The following is a 20,570-nucleotide window of genomic DNA, read 5'->3' as shown; positions in this document are numbered from 1 at the left end:
TTTATGGTTGCAAAGATACTTTTTTATAAAAAACTGACCACATAGGTACCTAAAAAACATAGTTGTTTATAAAGTATAATTTTCTTAGTTTTTAGTATTTTTATAAAATGAAAATGAAAAGGCATTGTGATTTATGCGAACACCAAAAACTAAGTTTACATAAAGGTGATTTATGTGGAGTAACAAATAAGAAACCTGACTTTAATATAACTTGTACTAAAATTGAATTTAGTGATAATTTATTGGATATTTTAGAAGATATTCTTGTTGATTATGAAGATCTAAAATTATCAAAAAATAAGGTTTATAAAAATTTTATTTTTGGAATTATTGTTGGTGTTTTCTTGTTGATATGTGGTTCTTTAGTTTTTGATTATTTTCATAATAATGGTGATAGAGTTTCTTATAATAAGGATCCTAGAGCTTTTTTTAACTATATGGCTTTTTTATTAATTGTTTCTGGAAGTTTTTTATTTACAGGTTATTTATTCATAAAAAAATCAATTAAAAATTTCAATAATTATAAAAATGATTTAATTTTTACAGAAAAAAGTAAAAAAGAAATAGATGAGATTCTAAAGTTATACAATCAAAAATATATTTATAAAATTGATTTTGATAAAGAAATTCATGGAACTCAAGAGATAGATGTTGAAATTGAATTAACCTAAAACTTCTTATAAACACCAACAGTTAATGCTACTTGTTTAGCAACATTGTTTCCATAAAAAGCAGCTGGCAAACTTGCGGTAACTCCAAAATTATCAGAAAATTCTCCAATTGCTTTTAAACCAACAACACCATATTCTTGGTTATTAATATATAATGATGTTATTCTATTAATGTCTGGTAACTCAATATCTCCGTTTTCAAAAGATTTTTCTAAATCAAGAAAACCAATGATCCATATATTTTTAAAAACTTTATAACCGTATTCTCCACCAAATTTAAAGTTAGAACTATAATTATTTGTTCTAAGTTTAGTACCTATAAAAGATTGTAAATAAGAATTACTAAAACTTTTACCAGCTAAAAATAGGGGAGTAAAAGTAAAGGCATCATAACCTGTTCTTATTCCTGAATTTTCATAAAAGGAACTTGTGTTTACTTCTACTGATAATTGACCAGAAAGTAACCAGTCTTTTTTATAGAAGTTATGTTTTACACCAATTTCTATATTTCCTAAACTTGTTTTGTTTTCATTAATATTTTTTGAACAATCTACAATACAATATATTGCTGGATCTACATAACTTAAATTATCTACAGAAATTAGTTTAAATGGAAGGTTTACTATTAAAGTTGTGTTATTTGTAATTCCGTATTCTCCATAAATTTGAATTGTATTGTCTGTTATTTCTCCATTAATACTATAATCCGGATCGCCAAAAAATTTATCATAATTAGGTATTGTAGTAAATGACAATTGGGTATATAATTTTCCTTTTTCTTGCGTCCAAGGACCTTGAGAAAATGCAGAAATGGTTAAGAATAAAAATAGAAAGTTGGTTATTTGTTTCATTTTTTTGATTTTAAAACTTAGTAGTACTATTTTTTAATTACTTACAAAATTCGTTTTAACAATTATTTGGTTGTCTATCTATGTAAAAATAGTATTTTTAAAAGTTAGTTATGGCAGAATTTAAAAATATTGAGGAGAAATTACATCAATTTACACGTAAATATTATACTAGTGAATTGATAAAAGGAAGTATATTATTTCTTTCTTTAGGATTTCTATACTTTTTTTTCACGGTGTTTATAGAATATTTTTTGTGGTTAAAACCAACCGCAAGAACTATTTTATTTTGGTTTTTTATACTGGTGGAAGTTTTTTTGTTACTTCGATTTATTTTTCTGCCAATTTTTAAATTAATTGGTCTTAGAAAAGGAATTACTTTTGAACAATCTTCTAAAATAATTGGTGCTCATTTTCCTGAAGTTCAAGATAAATTATTGAATGTTTTGCAATTGAAAAAAAATAACAATAATTCTGATTTATTGTTAGCAAGTATTCAACAAAAAGAAACAGAATTACAACCCATTCCGTTTGTAAAAGCTGTAGATTTTACCAAAAACAAAAAGTATTTAAAATATGCAATAGTTCCTGTTATAATATTTTTAATAACCTTATTTACAGATACTAATGATAAATTATCAGAAAGTTTACAACGTGTTGTAAATCATAATACAGCTTATAATCCGCCTGCTCCATTTTTATTTTCGGTAAAAAATAACGATTTAAAAGTGATACAAGGAAAGTCTATTTCTATTTTGGTTAAGACCCTCGGAAAAGTGTTACCAATGGAAGCACAAATCCACTTTGAAAATCAGCAATATTTTTTAGAAAATAATGGTAACGGAACCTTTACTTATACTTTTTCAGCTGTTCAACAACCAATTGATTTTTTTATTGAAGCAAACGGAGTTAAATCTCAAAATTATAAATTAGAAGTTATAAAAACACCTACTATTAATGCTATTTCTTTAGATGTTAAGTATCCCAAATATTTAGGTAAGAAAAATGAAATGATTAAAAATTCTGGTAATGTAATAGTTCCCGAAGGTACTACTATTACTTGGAATGTAACTACAAATCAAACAGATTCGTTGGCTTTTATCAACAATAATAAAAGTGTTTTTTTTGATTCAAATGCAGATAATATTTTTATATATTCTAAAAGGATTCAAAATCCGGTAAATTATCAAATTTCATCTTCTAATAAAGATTTAAAAGATTTTGAGAATTTAGAGTTTTATGTAGATGTTATAAAAGATGAATTTCCATTAATTACTGTGCAATCTAATATTGACAGTATTTCACGCGGAACTGCACAATTTGCTGGTCAGATTTCTGATGACTATGGAATTAAAATATTACAACTCGTTTATTATAATGACGAGCAGCCTGAAAATCAAAATAAATTTGAATTGTCAATAACGAAAGAAAATATTCAAACTTTCTTTTATCAGTTTCCTGACGGATTAAATTTAGAGTCAGGAATTAATTATGAATTGTTTTTTGAGGTATTGGATAATGATGCTGTAAATGGAAGTAAAAAAAGTAAGACAAAAATTTTTAATTATCGACAAAAAACAACTGATGAAGTAGAGGAGGAGTTGTTGCAAGAGCAAAGAAATACGATTAATAATATTTCAAATTCAATTCAGAAACAACAAAAGCAACAGAAAGCATTAGAAAAAGTTCAGCAAGATTTACAAGGAAAGAAGCAAATTAATTGGAATGATAAAAAGAAGATTGACAAATTTGTAGAGCGTCAGAATAATTATAATAGAATGATGCAACGTCAAACTGATAAATTACACGAAAATTTAGATGAAAAAAACGAAGAAAATCAAGATCTTCAAGATAAAAAAGAAGAGCTAAAAAAGCGTATTGAAGAGCTTAAAAAATTAGACAAGCAACAAAAATTGTTAGATGAAATTCAGAAAATGGGACAGAAGCTTAACAAAGAAGATTTATTAAAAAAGGCGAAGGAATTATCACAACAAAATAAACAACAAGAAAGAAGTTTAGAACGGATTTTAGAATTGACCAAGCGTTTTTATGTTGAGCAGAAAACAATGCAAATTGCTAATAAGGTTGAAGAATTGTCTAAAAAACAAGAAGAACTATCTACAGAAAAAGAGAATACTTTAATCAAACAGAAAGAAATAAAAAAGGAATTTGAAGTCATAAAAAAAGATTTAGAAGAATTAAATAAAGACAATAACAAGTTAAAGGAACCTATGGAACTTCCGGATGTGGAAGATGAAAAAGATGATATTGATACTGAATTAAAAAGATCTGAAGAAAACCTTTCTAAAGAAAACAAAGTTAATGCAAAAAAGAGTCAAAATAATTCATCAAAAAAGATGAAAGAAATGAGTACTAAAATGCATAAAGCAATGATGGAAATGGAAGGACAATCTATGGAAGAAAACATTGATGACTTGCGTAAAATTTTAGAAAACCTTGTTGTTTTTTCTTTCAAACAAGAATCTTTAATGCATAAGTTTGAAGAAATTTCTACTTCACATCCAGATTTTGGAAAAGATTTAAAGAAACAAAATGAACTTAAAACCTATTTTGAACATGTAGATGATAGTCTGTATGTCTTGTCTATGAGGTTGCCTAAAATTTCATCAATTATTAAAGATGATTTATCTACAACGCATTATAATTTAGAACAATCTTTATATAATTTTTCTGAAAATCTTTTTTCATATGGAGTTTCTAACCAACGTTACGTTATGACTTCTGTTAATAGTTTAGCAGATTATTTAAGTAATATGTTAAGTAGTATGAAGAATTCTATGTCTATGAAAAAAGGCAAAGGAAATAAATCTAAAGGCAAAGGTTTTAGTTTGCCAGACCTTATAAAGAAGCAAGGAGAGCTGTCTGAAAAAATGCAGCAAGGAATGAAAAAAGGTAATAAACCTAGTGATAATAAAACTGAAGGTAAAGAAGGAAAAAAAGGAGATAAACCAGGACAAAATGATAAGGGAGATAAACAGGGACAGAATGGAGAGAAAGGTAGTAGTGGCGAAGGAGGCTCTATAGATGATTTGGATGGAGAAATTTATCAGATTTACAAGCAGCAAAGTTTATTAAGACAAGAATTACAAGAACAAATTAAAATGTCTGAGGAAGATGGAAATGGTAAAAATTCAGATGCTAATAAAGCTCTAAGGAAGATGGAAGACTTAGAAAATGAAATCTTAGAAAAAGGTTTTAACGCTGAAACACTTCAAAAAATGCAGCAATTAAATTATGAATTATTAAAGTTAGATAAAGCTGCTTTAGAACAAGGAGAAGATAAAAAACGGAAGTCTAATTCTAATTTAAAAGAACTTGAAAAGAGAAATATAAAGGCTTTAGAATTTAAAAAGCAGTTTTACAATCAAACAGAGATATTAAATAGACAATCATTACCTTTGCAGCAGAATTATAAAAACAAAGTTAGAGCATATTTTTCTGACTCAAACAAGGATTAATTATGGTTACTTTTAATTACGAAACAGATTTTGATTTAAAAGATGAAAATCTTTTAGAATATTGGATTGATAATGTGGTTTCAAAAAAAGGTTTTAGTTTAGGTGAATTGAACTATATTTTTTGTGATGACGAATACCTTCATAAATTAAATGTAGAGTTTTTACAACACGATACTTTAACTGATGTAATTAGTTTCGATAATACTTTAGGTAAATTAATTAGCGGAGATATTTATATTTCTATTGAAAGAGTTGCTGATAATGCGAAAGATTTTGAGGTTTCTTTTATAGAGGAATTACATAGAGTGATGATACATGGTGTACTTCATTATATGGGATATAAAGATAAAACTGAAACTGAAAAAAAAGAGATGAGAAATGCCGAGAATACGGCGTTATCTGAATTCAAATAATTGATAATCAATAATGTAAATACAAGGTTTCACGTGGAACCATAATATAATGAGTTTATTTTCAACAACATACGACGTTATTGTAGTAGGAGGTGGTCACGCTGGGAGTGAGGCTGCAGCAGCTGCTGCAAACATGGGTGCACACACCTTATTAATTACAATGAATTTGCAAAATATTGCGCAGATGAGTTGTAATCCTGCAATGGGAGGAATCGCAAAAGGACAAATAATTAGAGAGATTGATGCTTTAGGAGGTTATAGCGGAATTGTTACTGATAAAACAGCGATACAATTTAAGATGCTTAATAAATCTAAAGGACCTGCAATGTGGAGTCCAAGAGCCCAATCTGACAGAATGCAGTTTGCAGAATGCTGGAGAACGATGTTAGAGCAAACTGAAAATGTAGATTTTTATCAAGATTCTGTAAACGGTTTATTATTTGATGGTAATAAAATTATTGGTGTAAAAACAGCTTTAGGTTTAGAAATAAAAGCCAAAACTGTGGTAATAACTGCAGGTACTTTTTTAAATGGATTAATCCATATTGGAGATAAAAGTTTTGGAGGTGGTAGAGCAGGTGAGGGAGCATCAACCGGAATTACAGAAGATTTAGTTGCTAAAGGTTTTGAATCTGGTAGAATGAAAACCGGAACACCACCAAGAGTAGATGGACGATCTTTAGATTATTCTAAAATGATTGAGCAACCTGGTGATGAAATTACCGAGAAATTTTCTTATTTACCAACAACAAAACCATTACAAAAACAACGTTCTTGTTGGTTAACGTATACCAATTTAGATGTGCATGATTTGTTGCGTACAGGGTTTGATAGATCGCCAATGTTTAATGGTAGAATTAAATCTACAGGGCCAAGATATTGTCCTTCGATAGAAGATAAGATAGACCGTTTTGCAACGAAAGATAGACATCAAATGTTTATTGAACCAGAAGGTTGGACAACTTGTGAAATGTATGTAAATGGTTTTTCAACCTCTCTTCCAGAGGATGTTCAGGACAAAGCAATTCGTTCTGTAGCTGGTTTTGAAAATGTAAAATTTTTAAGATATGGCTATGCAATTGAGTATGATTTTTTCCCACCAACGCAATTAAAACATTCGTTAGAAACTAAAATAATTGAAAACTTATTCTTCGCAGGACAAATAAATGGAACCACAGGCTATGAAGAAGCTGCTGCTCAAGGTTTAATGGCAGGTGTAAACGCTGCGTTAAAAACGCAAGAAAAAGAACCTTTTGTTTTAAAAAGAAACGAAGCTTATATTGGTGTTTTAATAGATGATTTAATTACAAAAGGTACAGAAGAGCCTTATAGAATGTTTACATCTAGAGCAGAATATAGAACCTTATTAAGACAAGATAATGCAGATTTGAGATTGACACCAATAGGTTTTAAATTAGGTTTAGCTTCTCAAGAAAGGTTAGATAGAGTTATTGAAAAGCAAGAAAAAGCAGATCTATTAATTCATTTTTTACAAAATACAAGTGTAAAACAAGAGGAAATAAACCCTATTTTAGAAGCAAAGAATTTAGCATTGATTAACCAATCTATGAAGCTTTATAAAATTGCTGCAAGACCTCAATTAGATTTTTCTGATTTTAAAAGTGTAAAGAAATTAACTGCTTTTTTAGATGAAAATAATATTGATAAGGAAGCAATTGAACAAGCTGTTATTCATTTAAAATACTCTGGTTATATAGAGAAAGAAAAGAATAATGCAGATAAATTAAATAGGTTAGAGAATGTAATGATTCCTTCTAGTTTTAATTATCAAAAAGTAAAATCTCTGTCTTTTGAAGCTAGAGAAAAATTGAGTAAAATTCAACCGACATCTATATCACAAGCAAGTAGAATAAGTGGCGTTTCCCCCAGCGATATCTCTGTGCTTTTGGTTTATATGGGTAGATAAATTGTGAAAATAATTGCTATGTTCCTCGTGGAACATATTATAAAGAAAAAGTATTATGGGGGAAAAAAGAGGTCTTCACAAAAAGTTAGAACCTTATTTAAATTGTAAAGATTTTACGGTTTCAGATGAAACTTATGAGGTGATGTTTAATACGGAATATGATATGTTGGTGACTTCACCAATTCCGGTAGATCTAGAAAATTACTATAAGAGTGAAAATTATATTTCACACACTGATAGTAAAAAAACATTAATGGATAAGGTTTATCAGTCTGTAAAGAATATTACATTAAGAAGTAAGTTAAATTTAATTAATTCCTTTAAAACAGATTCTAAAAATATTTTAGATGTTGGAGCAGGTACAGGAGACTTTTTAAAAGTATGTGCATCTAATTATTGGAATGTTCTTGGTGTAGAACCAAGTGCTGATGCAAGAGAAATTGCAAAAGAAAAAGGGATTATTTTACAAGAAGAATTACTTGATATTCAAAATAAAAAATTTGATGTAATTACGCTTTGGCATGTTTTAGAACATGTAGAAAAATTATCTGATTACATTTCTAAATTAAAAGAATTACTTTCTGAAAATGGAAGATTAATCATTGCGGTACCGAATCATAAAAGTGATGATGCAAAATATTATAAAGAGTATTGGGCAGCTTTTGATGTGCCAAGACATATTTGGCATTTTTCACAAAATTCAATTCAGAAAATATTTTCTGAAGAGAATATGATTGTAGAAAAAACATTGCCAATGAAGTTTGATTCTTATTATGTTTCTCTTTTAAGTGAAAAATATAAAACAGGAAAAATGAATCCATTGAAAGCATTTCATAGAGGTTTTGTTTCCAATTTAAAAGCAAGGAAAACAAAAGAATATTCTTCTTTAATTTATGTAATTAAAAACAAGTAGAATTATAATTTTTTTTTAAAAGAATTATCAACCTTCAAAAAAATAATTTTGAAGGTTTTTTTATGATGAAAAATCAAGTTGTTCCTCGTGGAACATTTTAGTTTTTTAATCTAAAATTAGGAACGTTTTTTAAAACAATAATTAAAAAATTGATTTAAGAATGGTTTTATGGTTTAGCTACAAACATTAAATTAAAAATATAGATTACAGGTAAGAACGATTTAATTTTATCTGAATATTTATAATGTTGGAGTAGTGGTAGGTTTTGTAGAATTTTATAATAGCTGTTTTATAGATTCATAATAAGTTTGAAAAGTTCAGTTACTTCAAAATAAAATGTAACTATAACTCTTAGTTTGGATATTAAATTTTAATTAGTTTTTACTTAAAATTTTACTCTCTTTTAAATTCTAGTTCAGTTGTGTTTTTCTTATCATATAAAATTCAATGTTTTTTGAAAACAAGTTGTATTGTAGAAATCCTTTAGAATATTAAATAAATATGTTTTTAAGAAGAGATCTCAAAATTGAAAAAAGAACGTTGTAAAATCAGTTTTTAGTTTCATTTAAATCAAAAAGAGGAAAAAGTATATCTTACTTTAGTTTTTGTACCTAAAAAGCTATTAAAAACGATTTTAAAAAGACTTGTTTAAAACATATTTCAAATAGAGTAGAAACACCTTAGTTAAAAAAGAAAAGCTCTTAAAACGATTGTTTCAAGAGTTTTTTCTATAAATATTACTTATGTAATTGATAAAAAATATCAGTTTTATTTATTTAGTAAATATACACCACAAAGTGAAATGATAAAATAGACACCTAGAGACATCGCTCCTGGATAATCTTTTGCAAGACGTTGCCCAATAAGCATAAAAATTATACTAATGGCAGAAAGCTGTATTCCGAGTAATGCAATTTCTTTTGCTTCTGAAGTATAAATTTGATACACTCCAATAATCATAAATCCTACAGCAAGAATTTCTATGATTAATAGAATGGATAATAAAAACGGAACACTGCCTTTTAATGGAGAATTTTTAAAATGATCTTTTATAAAAGAGATCGTTCCTTTCCAATCTAGTATTTTTTCGAATGCAGATATTAAAAAAGTAATGATTAAAAAAAATAAGATTAAAATCTCAGTAGGGTAGTCAGATAAAAAATGCATAATTACTTCCCTTTATGATTTTCCGAATAATCGTTGTAAAAAGCTTTTCGACTTTTCTTTGATATCTGTTAGTTCCTCTTTAGCATCTTCTGCAAAATCGGCTAAATGTTCTGCTGCGTCTCCAGCTAATTCAGAACTTTTTTCTTTTAAATCTTCATAAGTTTCTTTTGTGTCATCTGTAAATTCAGTTGTTTTCTGTTTTGCTATTTCAGAGTATTCTTCTGCTTTATGTTTTACTTTTTCTATGTTTTCATCAGATAAAAGTTCATTTACTTTTCCTTTTGCATCTTCAAAAACGTCTTTAGCATCTTCTACAAATTCGTTTGTTTTTTCTTTTGTGCTTTCAAGAGTTTCTTTTGCTTCGTTAGAAATTGAACCTAAAGTTGTTTTTAGGTTCCCCTTTAAATTTTTATTTTCTTCTGACATTTTTTTGATTAATTTAATATTATATAATCCTAAAGAAAAGCTTTATCAATAGGTTCCCAAAGCTCAATTTTGTTTCCTTCGTTGTCTAAAATCCAACCGAATTTACCATAGTCATGTTCTTCCATTTCACCTACAATAGTAACACCTTCTTTCTTTAATTCAGCTAATAATTCTACTAAATTTTCTACTCTGTAATTAAACATAAAGTCCTTTTTAGAAGGTTCAAAATGTTTAGTGTCTTCTGCAAACGGACTCCATTGTGTAGAGCATTTATTTCCGTTCTCATCTTTCCACCAGAAAGTACATCCCCAATCGTCCGTATTAAATCCTAAATGATTTTTATACCATTCTTTTGCTGCTTTTGCATTTTCAGATTTAAAAAATAAACCTCCAATTCCTGTAACTCTATTTTTCATAAACTACTTCTTTTTAATATTAGTTTCATAAACTGCTATCCATTCATCAACAGTTATTTTTTTACATAATTCAGCAATTAATTCAAAAGGAATTTCTGCTGTTTTTTTAAAACGAATACAACTTTTACCCATATCTAATGTGCGTTTGCAATGCTTTGGGTATTCGTTTACAAACCAATCTTTAATTTCTGGAATGGCATAAATACCACTATGATATAAATTTATGGAGTTTTTTTGAGAAGCAAAACTCATAAAAGGCAAAGGTTCTTTTGGGTTGCAATGGTACCCATCTGGATACAAAGAATGAGGAACATAATACCCAATCATTCCATACTGAATACCTTCTTTAAAATCACTAGGCAGGTTTTGTTTGATGGTTGTACGTAATTTTAATAAAGCATTTTTACGTTCTTCAGGAACCTGTTTTATATACTCTTCTACTGATGTGGCTTTGTATTGCATAATTTTAGATTTATACAAGTGTCATTTCGAATGACAAAAGTGTAACAAGTTAAACATATTTTGTGAATTATAAGTATTGAATAATCGTATAAAGAAGCTAATGTAAAACAGAGCAATTTAATGAGATTTCTCCCAAAAAAGTAGAAATGACAAAACTGGGTGTAACCATAACTGAACATATAATAATATGAAATTGTCACTTCGACCAAAGGAGAAATCCCATAACAGTGATAACACAAACCTATGTAATTTCTTTTGATAAGTTAGAAATCATTACTCCTTAAGTTTTATAATATAAAAAGCCCCTTCAGGTTTTTAAAACTGAAGGGGCTGATTGTTATAGTAAATTATTTAATTAAATTTTACCTTAATTTTATCTACAATAGTCTGTGCCAATCGTTCTTTACTTTCAACAGTCCAACCGGCAACATGAGGTGATAATAAAACATTTTCTGAATTGATTAAATATTGAAAAGCCTCTGGCATTTTATCATCAGAAAACAAGTTTTCAAAAGATGCTTTTTCATACTCTAAAACATCTAAACCAGCACCTAAAATCTTACCGTTTTTTAAAGCTGAAACCAAGTCTTTGGTGACTACAGATTTTCCACGTGCGGTATTTATCAACCAAAAAGACTTTTTAAAACCATTGATAAGGTCTGCATTAATCATGTTTTGAGTAAGTGTTGTTTGTGGTATGTGTAAACTTAAAACGTCAGATTTTTCTTGTAATTCTTCTAAAGAAACTTGTTTACAATTTGCATCTCCAACATTTGGCTTTATATCATAACACAAAACTTCTACATCAAAACCACGAAGTTTTTTTGCAAAAGATTTCCCCATATTTCCATAACCAATTAATCCAACCGTTCTACAGTCTAGTTCAATTCCGCGGTTTTCTTCGCGCAGCCATTTACCGTTTCTAACTTCTTTATCTGCTTTGTTTAGCTTGTTAAATAGCGATAATAGCATTCCTAAGCTATGTTCTCCTACTGCGTTTCTGTTCCCTTCCGGAGCAGCAATTAATTCAATATTTAAGCTTTCTGCATAATCACAATCTATATTTTCTAAACCTGCACCAACACGTCCAATAAACTTTAAGTTGGTGGCTTTGTCTAAAAATGCTTTATCAATAGAAAAACGACTTCTAATTATAAAACCATCATAGTTGTGAATTTTAGCTAAAACTTCTTCTTTAGATGAAGTGTAATCTTCATCATTTTGATACCCTAAATCATTTAATTGATTTATTAAAAGCGAGTGATTTGAGTCTAGGTGTAGAATTTTCATTTTTAGTATTTTAGATTGTTGGAGTTCTTAGATTTTTAGAGAAGAATTAAACTTAGACATCATTTTAATAATTTTTTGAAGCGTTTTTATTAAGTTTTTCAAGTTCTTCTTTTTCAAGAAACCCTAAATCAAAAGTTGTGTTTCAATTTCATAACAAGATCCTAAATAAATTCTTAGAAAACGCTTAAAATCTTTATTTGAACTTCTTACTGTTCCTTCTGCAATATTAGAAGGAATAGATACTACTGCTCTTCTTAATTGGGAAATTAATCCAAACTTTTCATCTATAGGAAAAGATTTAGTAATAATATAGATATCAGTACAAAAAGTTCTACTTAATTGTCAAAATTTTAAATCTTTATACCGATGCATTTTTTATAAATTTTAGATAATTAGATTGTTAGAAAATTATAAATTTTATTCATCCAATTTTAGAATGTTTATGTTAAATCTAATCATCCAACAATCTAACAATCCAATCATCGATACTTAATATTGCTCTTTATCATTAGGGAAATCACTGCTTTTTACATCATCAATATAAGATTTAAAAGCGCCAGTCATTTCTGTATGCATATCTAAATATCTACGTAAAAAACGAGGATGAAATTCGTGTGTCATTCCTAACATATCGTGGGTAACTAAAACCTGACCATCAACACCATTTCCGGCACCAATACCAATTACAGGAATAGAAATTGCTTCTGCAACTTCTTGAGCTAATTTAGCAGGTACTTTTTCTAGAACAACGGCAAAACAGCCTAATCTTTCTAACATTAAAGCATCTTCCATTAATTGTTCTGCTTCTTCTTCTTCCTTTGCTCTAACTGTGTACGTACCAAATTTATATATAGATTGTGGTGTTAAACCTAAATGTCCCATTACAGGAATTCCGGCATTTAAAATACGTTTAATAGATTCTTTAATTTCTTTACCACCTTCTAATTTTATAGAATGTCCGCCGCTTTCTTTCATAATTCTAATAGCAGAACGTAACGCTTCTTTTGGGTCTGATTGGTAACTACCAAAAGGTAAATCTACAACCACTAAACATCTTGTAATAGCTCTAACTACAGAACTTGCATGATAAATCATTTGATCTAACGTAATAGGTAAAGTTGTTTCATGACCCGCCATAACATTAGATGCAGAATCTCCAACCAAAAGAACATCAATTCCAGCTCCATCTAAAATTTTTGCCATTGTAAAATCATAGGCAGTTAACATGGAAATTTTCTCTCCATTCTTCTTCATATCTACCAAAGATTTTACTGTAACTTTTTTATATTCTTTTTTTGCTGCTGACATACTTTTTATTTTTTATAATAGTATGTAAATGTAAGGAAAAGCATTAAATATTAAACAAGTTAATCTTTCGTTAATCTTAAGAAGATAAAATTTTATTAAAAGGTTATTTGTTAATTTTATTGCTTGTTATTTATAGTTTTTCATTTAAATTTCTAAGAACTTGTATCTACTTAATTATTTGATAGTTAAAAAAGAAGTGGTAATTGTAAAGAGCAAAGAATAAAAAATAACATTATCTTTGATTTTTTATTTATTAGATGACAGAAGAGCAAGTTGTATTAAACACAGACAAATGGATAGATAATTATGCAGATTATATGTATAATTATGCTGTTGTGCGTGTAAATAATGGTGACTTGGCTAAAGATTTAGTTCAAGATACTTTTTTTGCAGGATTAAAATCAGCTAAAAATTTTCAAGGAAAATCTACCGAAAGAACTTGGTTAATTTCAATCTTAAAAAGAAAGATCATAGATTATTACAGAAAAATAAATTCTAAAAAAGGACAGGCTGAAGTTAGAATGAATTTTTATGATGATGGAGAAAATGAAGGTAATTGGTTAGAAGAAAGAGTGCCACAGAGTTGGGACAATCAGTCGGAAAAAACCATTGAAAACGAAGAATTAAAAAGTCAGTTAGATTCTTGTATAGATGCTTTGCCAGAAAAATATGCAATGGTTTTTAGAATGAAAACAATACAAGAGTTTGAAACTGAAGAAATTTGTAAGGAGTTAGATATTACAGCGTCCAATTTATGGGTTATCATTCATAGAGCAAGAACACAGCTCAGAAAGTGTATGGAAGATAATTGGTTTAATAATTAAGACATGTTTAAAAATTTAAAAATTACCTGCGACGAAGCAACTACTATTTGTGATAAAAGCCAATACGGTGCTGCTACTATAAGTGAAAAAGTGAAATTAAGTATTCATTTTTTAAGTTGTAAAATATGTTGTCTTTACACAAAGCAAAATAAAACACTTACAAATTTATACAAAGGGCAAGCTAAAAGTTGTAAAGAGATAAAGCGTTGTTTAAGTAAAGAAGAAAAGGAAGCTCTAAAGAGAGAGTTAGAGAAAATAAAGGAATAAAGGAATAAAGATATTTTGGTAGTTTTTAAAAAACTACATTTTTTGATTTTTTGTTAGATTGAAACGGGATTTATAGAAATATAGATTCCGTTTTTTTGTATTTTAGCTTTTTGTCTTCTCGAGCGCAGTCGAGAGGTTTGTATAGAAATTTAATAAGGTTCCGACTGCGCTCGACCAGCTATAAGATGCATTTTTTACCAGAAAATATAGACAATTATGTTGTGGAACATTCACAACAAGAGCCAACCATTTTAAAAGAATTAGGTAAAGAAACTTGGCAAAAAGTATTGAATCCTAGAATGTTAAGCGGTGCTTTTCAAGGAAGAGTATTGTCTATGATTTCAAAATTAATTCAGCCAAAAAACATTTTAGAAATTGGTACGTATACTGGGTATTCTGCTTTGTGTTTAGCGGAAGGATTAGCATCCGAAGGAAAAATTTTTACATTAGATAAAAATGAAGAATTAGAAACACTTCAAAATAAATATTTTGAAAAATCTGGTTTCAGAAATCAAATAGCACAATTTGTGGGGAATGCAATTGAGATTATTCCTACTATTGACCAGAAATTCGATTTGGTTTTTATTGATGCGGATAAATCTAATTACATCAACTATTTTCATTTAATTATTGATAAAATGAATTCTGGCGGAATTATTTTGTCTGATAATGTACTTTGGAGTGGAAAAGTAGTAGAAAAATTAGATCCTAAAGACAAAGACACAAAAGTTCTTTTAGAATACAATAAATTATTAAATACAGATGATAGAGTAGAAACGGTACTATTACCAATTAGAGATGGTTTAACAATAACTAGAGTAAAATAGTTTCCGCTCTGCGGGATAAAAAACATTGTTTTTAAAAACCAATAAACTATTTAAAAAGTAATTTTTGAAGTGTTTATTATGGTTTTCCGCTACGAAGGAAAGATAGTTAAGGTAATTTTTTTAAGAGGAATAAACGGTTCTAAAAAATAAATTTAGAAATTACGCTTTATCGGGCCAGTTAAATCTTCAATATCTTGTTTTACAGAATTGATTCCTTTATTAATATCTTTTGTAATATTTTTAAATTCTTGGTTTGCGCCTTGAGATACCTCTTTTGCAGAATCTGCTTCTGCTTTTGGTAATTTAGAACTTTCGTTAATTTCTCTCTTAATATCGTTGGTTGCATCTTTTACTTGACGCATTCCTTTTCCTAATCCTTTGGCAATTTCAGGAATCTTATCTGCACCAAAAAGCATCACCACAATTAACATGACAACCATTATTTCTGGACCACTAATAAATAAAAGAATTGTATTCATATACTACAAAGGTAAATATTTATTCAATATATAAACTTCACAAACCAAAATATTTGTAGTTTAGAAAAAAAATATATTAAAAATAATTTAAATGCTTAAAAGAGTACTTGTAATTTTGTTTGTAACTGTCTATTTTACAAGCTGTAAAATAGTTAAATTATCTAGAAATATCGATCAAAAATTAGCAACTTCTTTTTTTGATAATCAATTTACGGGAATTTATATTTATGATGTAGCAGCAGATAAAGTACTTTATAATTATAATGCAGATAAGTATTTTACACCCGCAAGTAATACCAAAATTTTCACACTTTTTACAGGTTTAGAAATGTTGCCAGATTCAATTCCGGCTTTTAAATATGCTGTAAATAAAGATACAATTACCATACAAGCCACAGGAGATCCTACTTTTTTACATCCATTTTTTAAAGACAGCACCGCTTTAAAATTGGCAAAAAAATATAAAAAAGTACATTTAATTGCTAATAATATTTCTGATCAAAAATACGGACCAGGTTGGGCTTGGGAAGATTTTGATAGCTATTTTAGTCCAGAAGTAAGTGCTTTTCCTATGTATGGAAATGTTGTCTTTGTTCAAAATGAAGATTCCATAAAGGTCAGCCCAAACTATTTTGCTGATAAATTAGAAATTACAGATAAAAGTTACGGCAGAAAAGAGCTTTCTAATTCTTTTTATTTTGGAAAAAACAGGAAAAGAGAAACCGAAATTCCTATGATTATAAGCGATTCTTTACTCTTAAATCTCTGGAATGATATTTTACCCAACAAAGTAAGTTTATTGCATAAATCGGCTTTAAAACCGGCTACAATTGCCTATAGTATTCCTAAAGATTCATTATTTAAAAGAATGATGGAAGTAAGCGATAATTTTTTAGCAGAACAGATTTTAGTTTTAGCGTCTTCAACACTTTCAGATACATTGAGTTCTGCAAAAGCAAGAAACTTTATTTTAAAACATCAATTACAAGATTTAAAACAAAAACCACGCTGGGTAGATGGTTCTGGTTTAAGTAGATATAATTTATTTACACCCATTTCTTTTGTAGAAGTTTTAACAAAAATGCACAAAAAAATACCATCTAAAAAGTTGTTTCAGTTTTTTCCTGTTGGTGGAGAATCGGGTACTTTAAAAAATTGGTTTTCTGGAAATCCAAAACCGTATATTCATGCAAAATCTGGTACTCTAGGAAATAATTATAATTTAAGCGGATACTTAATTACAAAATCGGGTAAAGTATTAGTTTTTAGTTATATGAATAACCATTATATGCATTCTAACGGTGAAGTAAAAAAGAGAATGCAAATGATATTTGAGGAACTAAGAGATAATTATTAAATATATTGATTAAAATAGCATAAACTATGGAAGAAATAATAAATGATTTTAGTGCAGGTATTCTTTTTTGGCAAGTAATTCAAATAGTTTTTTTAGCAGCATTGGTCTATTTTTTATACAAAATTTCTAGACGTTTTAGTAAAAAATAATTCTCCTCTTTTTTTTGTTGATAGGTGATCTTTTTCTCTTATAATGAATTGTTAAGTGGAATATTATATTCAATAGATTATGCTTTTATAAGCTAAAATCATTCCTTATTTTTACGCAAAAACATAGATATGCAAGCTTCCGTACCTATCACTAAGCAAAGATTAGATGCTGTTGATGCGCTTCGTGGTTTCGCTATTTTAGCCATTATGCTTTTACATAGTATAGAGCATTTCAATTTTTATGTATTTCCAGATGCTTCTTTACAACCAGCATGGTTAACTACGTTAGATGGTTATATTTGGGATACGTTGTTTTTCCTCTTTGGAGGTAAAGGGTATGCAATATTTGCATTGCTTTTTGGGCTTACGTTTAGTATGATGTATCGCAAGCAAGCTAAGGCTGGTGTAGATTTTGGAGGACGTTTTTTTTGGCGACTTATTCTCTTAGTTGGATTTGCTATTGTAAACGGAGCCTTTTTTCCAGGAGAAATACTTTCACTTTATGCCATGGTAGGAGTGGTGCTTATTTTAGTACGTGGTTGGTCTTCTAATTTTGTTTTATTAGCGGCTTTTTTACTTTTATTACAGCCAATTGAGTTGTGGCATTATGTACAATCATTAATAAATCCAGATTATGTTTTACCCGTTTTGCCTACAGGTAATTTGTGGCGTATGCTAAAAGAAGGGCAATTGAGTAATTCTTTTTTTGATTTAGTAAAATCAAACACGCTTTACGGACATAAAGTAACTTTCTATTGGTCTTTACAAGTAGGTAGAACCGTACAAACTGCAGGTCTATTTGTACTTGGGTATTGGCTAGGAATTAAAGATCTATTTGTAACCAGTGATGCTTCTATTCGTTTTTGGAAAAGAATGCTTGTGGTAGCTGCTATTGCTTTTATACCGCTTTATTTTTTAGGTGAAAATTTTGCTGCTTTGGTAAGTTCAAAAGTGGTTTTGGGGTCTTTAGGAAAAGCCATTACCATGTATCAAAACTTGAGCTTTACATTTGTATTAGTCTCTGGTTTTATTTTGCTTTATCAATATGGTGGGTTTAGAAAACTAGTAGGCGGTTTGCGTTATGTTGGTCGTATGAGTTTAACTGCCTATGTGCTGCAATCTATATTGGGAAGCTTTGTATTCTTTGGTTACGGCTTAGGTTTAGGTCCAAATGTAAGGCATACGGTAAGTTTAGGAATCGGTATTGTATTGTGGATTATTCAGTTTTACTTTTTTAAATGGTGGATAAACAAATACGGACAAGGTCCTTTAGAAAAGCTATGGCACCGTCTTACTTGGATACAGTTCAAAAAAGACTAACCGATATTTTATTTCTTAGCATTCTAGGGACTGACAAGCATTCTTTTTGTTGTAAATTTGGATAAAAACAGATTACTAAACAAGTGAAGTAAATGAAATTTAAGCGCTCATTTTAAAACTATAAAAAATACATACGAATATTACTTTTGAAAATCAGAAGAGTAAGGATAACCATTAAATAATGGGGTAAAAGAACTTTTGATAGTGATATAAACCGTTGTAAAACATTATGAGGAAAAACCTGATATTAATAATAATAATAATAATAATAATAATAATTTTGACATCGAATTTAGTAGATGCACAATTCATAAAGGAAAAATCAATAAATGTTCAAATTGGATATGGACTCAGTGCTCCAAACAATAGCATTGATGGAACTGTTGATGACGGTTTTTTTATACAAGGAGAATTAGTACTAAAAGTAGCTTCTTGGATTGAGTTTAGACCTTATGCAGGAATTATTTTAACAAATTCAAAAGGAAAAGACTTAGATGGCAAACCAACAGATGAAAAAGCCGTATCAAAAGCTTTTTTATTAGGTGGAAAAGCTAGAGTTCGAGCACCAATTCCTTGGGTAGCTCCATATCTCGAAATTGGAATTGGAACTTCAATCGGAAAGTTTGAAACATTTACCGCTCTTGATAAAATAAATAAAAGTGGCCTAATTTACCACATACCTATTTCTATAGGTTTAGAATTAGGTAGAAATAATAATTTTGACCTCGGATTCTCTTACTACCTTCAGCCATCTGTTGAACAATACGCTGGAGCATTTGCAGTCGGAATAACATTTCCGCTGAATTAAGGTTTTATAACACCGTATAAAAAAATTGCTTAATTTTAGCTTAAACAAAGGGTGTAGTTTTTTATAAGAAGATAATATTGTACCGAATTGATAAAAAAGCCAAAATAAATGACAAAAATAAGAATAAAGAGAAATTCGGAATGGAATAATAAAGCACGTTCAATTGGTATTTATATTGATGGAAAAAAAGTGGGAACAATTAACGATGGAGAAGCTCAAGAGTATGAAATTGACAATGGAAATCACGAAATTTTCGCAAAAATAGATTGGTGTAGAAGCCCAAAAATGGTGTTAAATATAAACGAAAATGAAATAATAACTTTGATATTAAGTGGTTTCAAATTTGGAAAATTTATTTTACCAGTAATTTTAGGAATTATGCTGATGTATTATCTTATAAAATATGCACTTAATTTTGACTTCCCCTTTTTAATCTGGTTTATAGCAATTGGATTTATATACCCAATGTATTATATCACTTTTGGAAAAAATAGATATTTAATTCTAAAAGAAGAAAATAAAAACGTATTGTAACTCAGTTTATAAAAATCACTAAAGTAGTTGATTTTTATAAACAACAAAGTTGCCAACTATTTAGAAAAAAATGCTCTAAATGAAAAAAATTATATTAGAATATAGATTTACAAATCACCAAAAGATTATATTTCTTCTATATCTTGGAGCTCCTTTTTTATTTAAAATTTTCTTATTGTTCAGAAATAATATCAATATAGAAAATTATTTAATTCTTTCGATTTGTGTTATTTGTTATACTTTTTTAATATCAATAGCGTTTTTGAAAAGAGGATTTTTTACAAAAAATTCTAATCTTTATAAAGGTTCGTTCTTTTTAGGAAAATTATTTTTTAAAACACGAATTGACATTTCTGATAAGTCTAAAATTACCATTTTGAAATTCAGGAAATCTCAAAAGCTTTCTTGGTTTAGTGGAGCAAATCCAGATTTAACAGTTGAACATAGTAGTTTTGAGGTGAATATTTTGAACGAGATGCATACAAAACGTGAACCAATATTAGATTTAAAAAGGAAAGAAAGTGTTGAAACAACAACTAAGTTTTTAACTACTAATTTTGATTTGAAATATGAAAAATATAATCCTAATTTTAGAATAAAAAATAGTTGCTAACACTCTTTAATATAAATTTATTCACAATTAAAAACAGTTACTTTTTACAACACTGTTGGCGTATTAAATTAA

The 20,570-nt window shown here is 28.5% G+C and carries 23 protein-coding genes; 14 read left to right on the top strand and 9 right to left on the bottom strand.

Annotated features, from left to right (window positions below; genetic code table 11):
• Positions 1-113: 113 nt before the first annotated feature.
• Positions 114-671 (top strand): hypothetical protein, encoded by a 558-nt coding sequence (locus H0I29_RS06755; protein ID WP_218754859.1) that lies wholly within the window; start codon positions 114-116, stop codon positions 669-671.
• On the opposite strand, the gene H0I29_RS06750 is transcribed toward H0I29_RS06755, so the two are convergent.
• Positions 668-1,522 (bottom strand): hypothetical protein, encoded by an 855-nt coding sequence (locus H0I29_RS06750; RefSeq protein WP_218754858.1) that lies wholly within the window; start codon positions 1,520-1,522, stop codon positions 668-670. The two genes, H0I29_RS06755 and H0I29_RS06750, sit on opposite strands and share 4 nt — an antisense overlap.
• A gap of 110 nt (positions 1,523-1,632) precedes the next feature.
• On the opposite strand from H0I29_RS06750, the gene H0I29_RS06745 reads away from it, so the two are divergent.
• The 4 genes from H0I29_RS06745 to H0I29_RS06730 are packed head-to-tail and all read left to right on the top strand — an operon-like array spanning position 1,633 to position 8,251.
• Positions 1,633-4,998 carry a DUF4175 family protein gene (locus H0I29_RS06745; RefSeq protein ID WP_218754857.1) on the top strand — a complete coding sequence of 1,122 codons (3,366 nt, stop codon included), beginning with the start codon at positions 1,633-1,635 and terminating at the stop codon, positions 4,996-4,998.
• Positions 4,999-5,000: 2 nt separating this feature from the next.
• Positions 5,001-5,411, top strand: coding sequence for an rRNA maturation RNase YbeY (ybeY, locus tag H0I29_RS06740; protein WP_208890699.1), 411 nt, complete (start codon positions 5,001-5,003; stop codon positions 5,409-5,411).
• A 49-nt stretch (positions 5,412-5,460) separates the two neighbouring features.
• On the top strand, positions 5,461-7,338 hold the full coding sequence (mnmG, locus tag H0I29_RS06735; RefSeq protein ID WP_218732060.1) for a tRNA uridine-5-carboxymethylaminomethyl(34) synthesis enzyme MnmG: 1,878 nt from the start codon (positions 5,461-5,463) through the stop codon (positions 7,336-7,338).
• 55 nt (positions 7,339-7,393) lie between these two features.
• Positions 7,394-8,251, top strand: a complete 858-nt coding sequence (locus H0I29_RS06730) for a class I SAM-dependent methyltransferase (protein ID WP_218732059.1) — start codon at positions 7,394-7,396, stop codon at positions 8,249-8,251.
• A gap of 768 nt (positions 8,252-9,019) precedes the next feature.
• Here H0I29_RS06730 and H0I29_RS06725 read toward each other — a convergent pair.
• The 7 genes from H0I29_RS06725 to panB all read right to left on the bottom strand — a co-directional run bounded on the left by H0I29_RS06725 (position 9,020) and on the right by panB (position 13,320).
• Positions 9,020-9,418, bottom strand: a complete 399-nt coding sequence (locus H0I29_RS06725) for a DoxX family protein (protein ID WP_218732058.1) — start codon at positions 9,416-9,418, stop codon at positions 9,020-9,022.
• A gap of 12 nt (positions 9,419-9,430) precedes the next feature.
• Entirely contained in the window at positions 9,431-9,844 is a 414-nt protein-coding gene (locus H0I29_RS06720; RefSeq protein ID WP_218754856.1) for a hypothetical protein, read from the bottom strand.
• A gap of 29 nt (positions 9,845-9,873) precedes the next feature.
• Positions 9,874-10,260 (bottom strand): VOC family protein, encoded by a 387-nt coding sequence (locus H0I29_RS06715; RefSeq protein WP_218732056.1) that lies wholly within the window; start codon positions 10,258-10,260, stop codon positions 9,874-9,876.
• 3 nt (positions 10,261-10,263) lie between these two features.
• Positions 10,264-10,722 (bottom strand): DUF1801 domain-containing protein, encoded by a 459-nt coding sequence (locus tag H0I29_RS06710; RefSeq protein ID WP_218754855.1) that lies wholly within the window; start codon positions 10,720-10,722, stop codon positions 10,264-10,266.
• Positions 10,723-11,073: 351 nt separating this feature from the next.
• Positions 11,074-12,012, bottom strand: a complete 939-nt coding sequence (locus H0I29_RS06705) for a 2-hydroxyacid dehydrogenase (protein WP_218754854.1) — start codon at positions 12,010-12,012, stop codon at positions 11,074-11,076.
• Positions 12,013-12,135: 123 nt separating this feature from the next.
• Entirely contained in the window at positions 12,136-12,300 is a 165-nt protein-coding gene (locus tag H0I29_RS18490) for a four helix bundle protein (RefSeq protein ID WP_254713176.1), read from the bottom strand.
• 201 nt (positions 12,301-12,501) lie between these two features.
• Positions 12,502-13,320, bottom strand: a complete 819-nt coding sequence (gene panB / locus H0I29_RS06695; RefSeq protein WP_165731405.1) for a 3-methyl-2-oxobutanoate hydroxymethyltransferase — start codon at positions 13,318-13,320, stop codon at positions 12,502-12,504.
• 257 nt (positions 13,321-13,577) lie between these two features.
• Here panB and H0I29_RS06690 point away from each other — a divergent pair, with 257 nt between their 5' ends.
• The 3 genes from H0I29_RS06690 (at position 13,578) to H0I29_RS06680 (ending at position 15,238) form a co-directional block, all read left to right on the top strand.
• A complete protein-coding gene (locus H0I29_RS06690; RefSeq protein WP_218754853.1) occupies positions 13,578-14,144 on the top strand; it encodes a sigma-70 family RNA polymerase sigma factor in 567 nt (188 codons plus the stop codon).
• 3 nt (positions 14,145-14,147) lie between these two features.
• Positions 14,148-14,411, top strand: a complete 264-nt coding sequence (locus H0I29_RS06685; protein ID WP_218754852.1) for a hypothetical protein — start codon at positions 14,148-14,150, stop codon at positions 14,409-14,411.
• A gap of 185 nt (positions 14,412-14,596) precedes the next feature.
• The gene (locus H0I29_RS06680; RefSeq protein WP_218754851.1) at positions 14,597-15,238 is read left to right on the top strand and encodes an O-methyltransferase; all 642 of its coding nucleotides are present in this window, start codon (positions 14,597-14,599) and stop codon (positions 15,236-15,238) included.
• 152 nt (positions 15,239-15,390) lie between these two features.
• Here H0I29_RS06680 and tatA read toward each other — a convergent pair whose 3' ends face one another.
• Positions 15,391-15,717 carry a twin-arginine translocase TatA/TatE family subunit gene (tatA, locus tag H0I29_RS06675; protein ID WP_218754850.1) on the bottom strand — a complete coding sequence of 109 codons (327 nt, stop codon included), beginning with the start codon at positions 15,715-15,717 and terminating at the stop codon, positions 15,391-15,393.
• Positions 15,718-15,808: 91 nt separating this feature from the next.
• Between tatA and H0I29_RS06670 the strand changes: the two genes are divergently transcribed.
• The 6 genes from H0I29_RS06670 to H0I29_RS06650 all read left to right on the top strand — a co-directional run bounded on the left by H0I29_RS06670 (position 15,809) and on the right by H0I29_RS06650 (position 20,498).
• Positions 15,809-17,074, top strand: coding sequence for a D-alanyl-D-alanine carboxypeptidase/D-alanyl-D-alanine-endopeptidase (locus tag H0I29_RS06670; RefSeq protein WP_218754849.1), 1,266 nt, complete (start codon positions 15,809-15,811; stop codon positions 17,072-17,074).
• Between the two features lie 26 nt (positions 17,075-17,100).
• On the top strand, positions 17,101-17,223 hold the full coding sequence (locus tag H0I29_RS18420) for a hypothetical protein (protein ID WP_302850016.1): 123 nt from the start codon (positions 17,101-17,103) through the stop codon (positions 17,221-17,223).
• 129 nt (positions 17,224-17,352) lie between these two features.
• A complete protein-coding gene (locus H0I29_RS06665; protein WP_218754848.1) occupies positions 17,353-18,543 on the top strand; it encodes a DUF418 domain-containing protein in 1,191 nt (396 codons plus the stop codon).
• 280 nt (positions 18,544-18,823) lie between these two features.
• The gene (locus H0I29_RS06660; protein ID WP_254712712.1) at positions 18,824-19,351 is read left to right on the top strand and encodes a hypothetical protein; all 528 of its coding nucleotides are present in this window, start codon (positions 18,824-18,826) and stop codon (positions 19,349-19,351) included.
• A gap of 108 nt (positions 19,352-19,459) precedes the next feature.
• A complete protein-coding gene (locus H0I29_RS06655) occupies positions 19,460-19,885 on the top strand; it encodes a hypothetical protein (protein WP_218754846.1) in 426 nt (141 codons plus the stop codon).
• 79 nt (positions 19,886-19,964) lie between these two features.
• Complete coding sequence (locus H0I29_RS06650) at positions 19,965-20,498, top strand: hypothetical protein (protein ID WP_218754845.1); 534 nt, start codon at positions 19,965-19,967, stop codon at positions 20,496-20,498.
• Positions 20,499-20,570 lie beyond the last annotated feature (72 nt).

Origin of the sequence: Polaribacter sp. R2A056_3_33, assembly GCF_019278485.1 — a bacterium.
GTDB lineage: Bacteria > Bacteroidota > Bacteroidia > Flavobacteriales > Flavobacteriaceae > Polaribacter.
The sequence above is the reverse complement of the archived record's forward strand: the minus strand, read 5'-3'. Positions and strand labels throughout refer to the sequence as shown.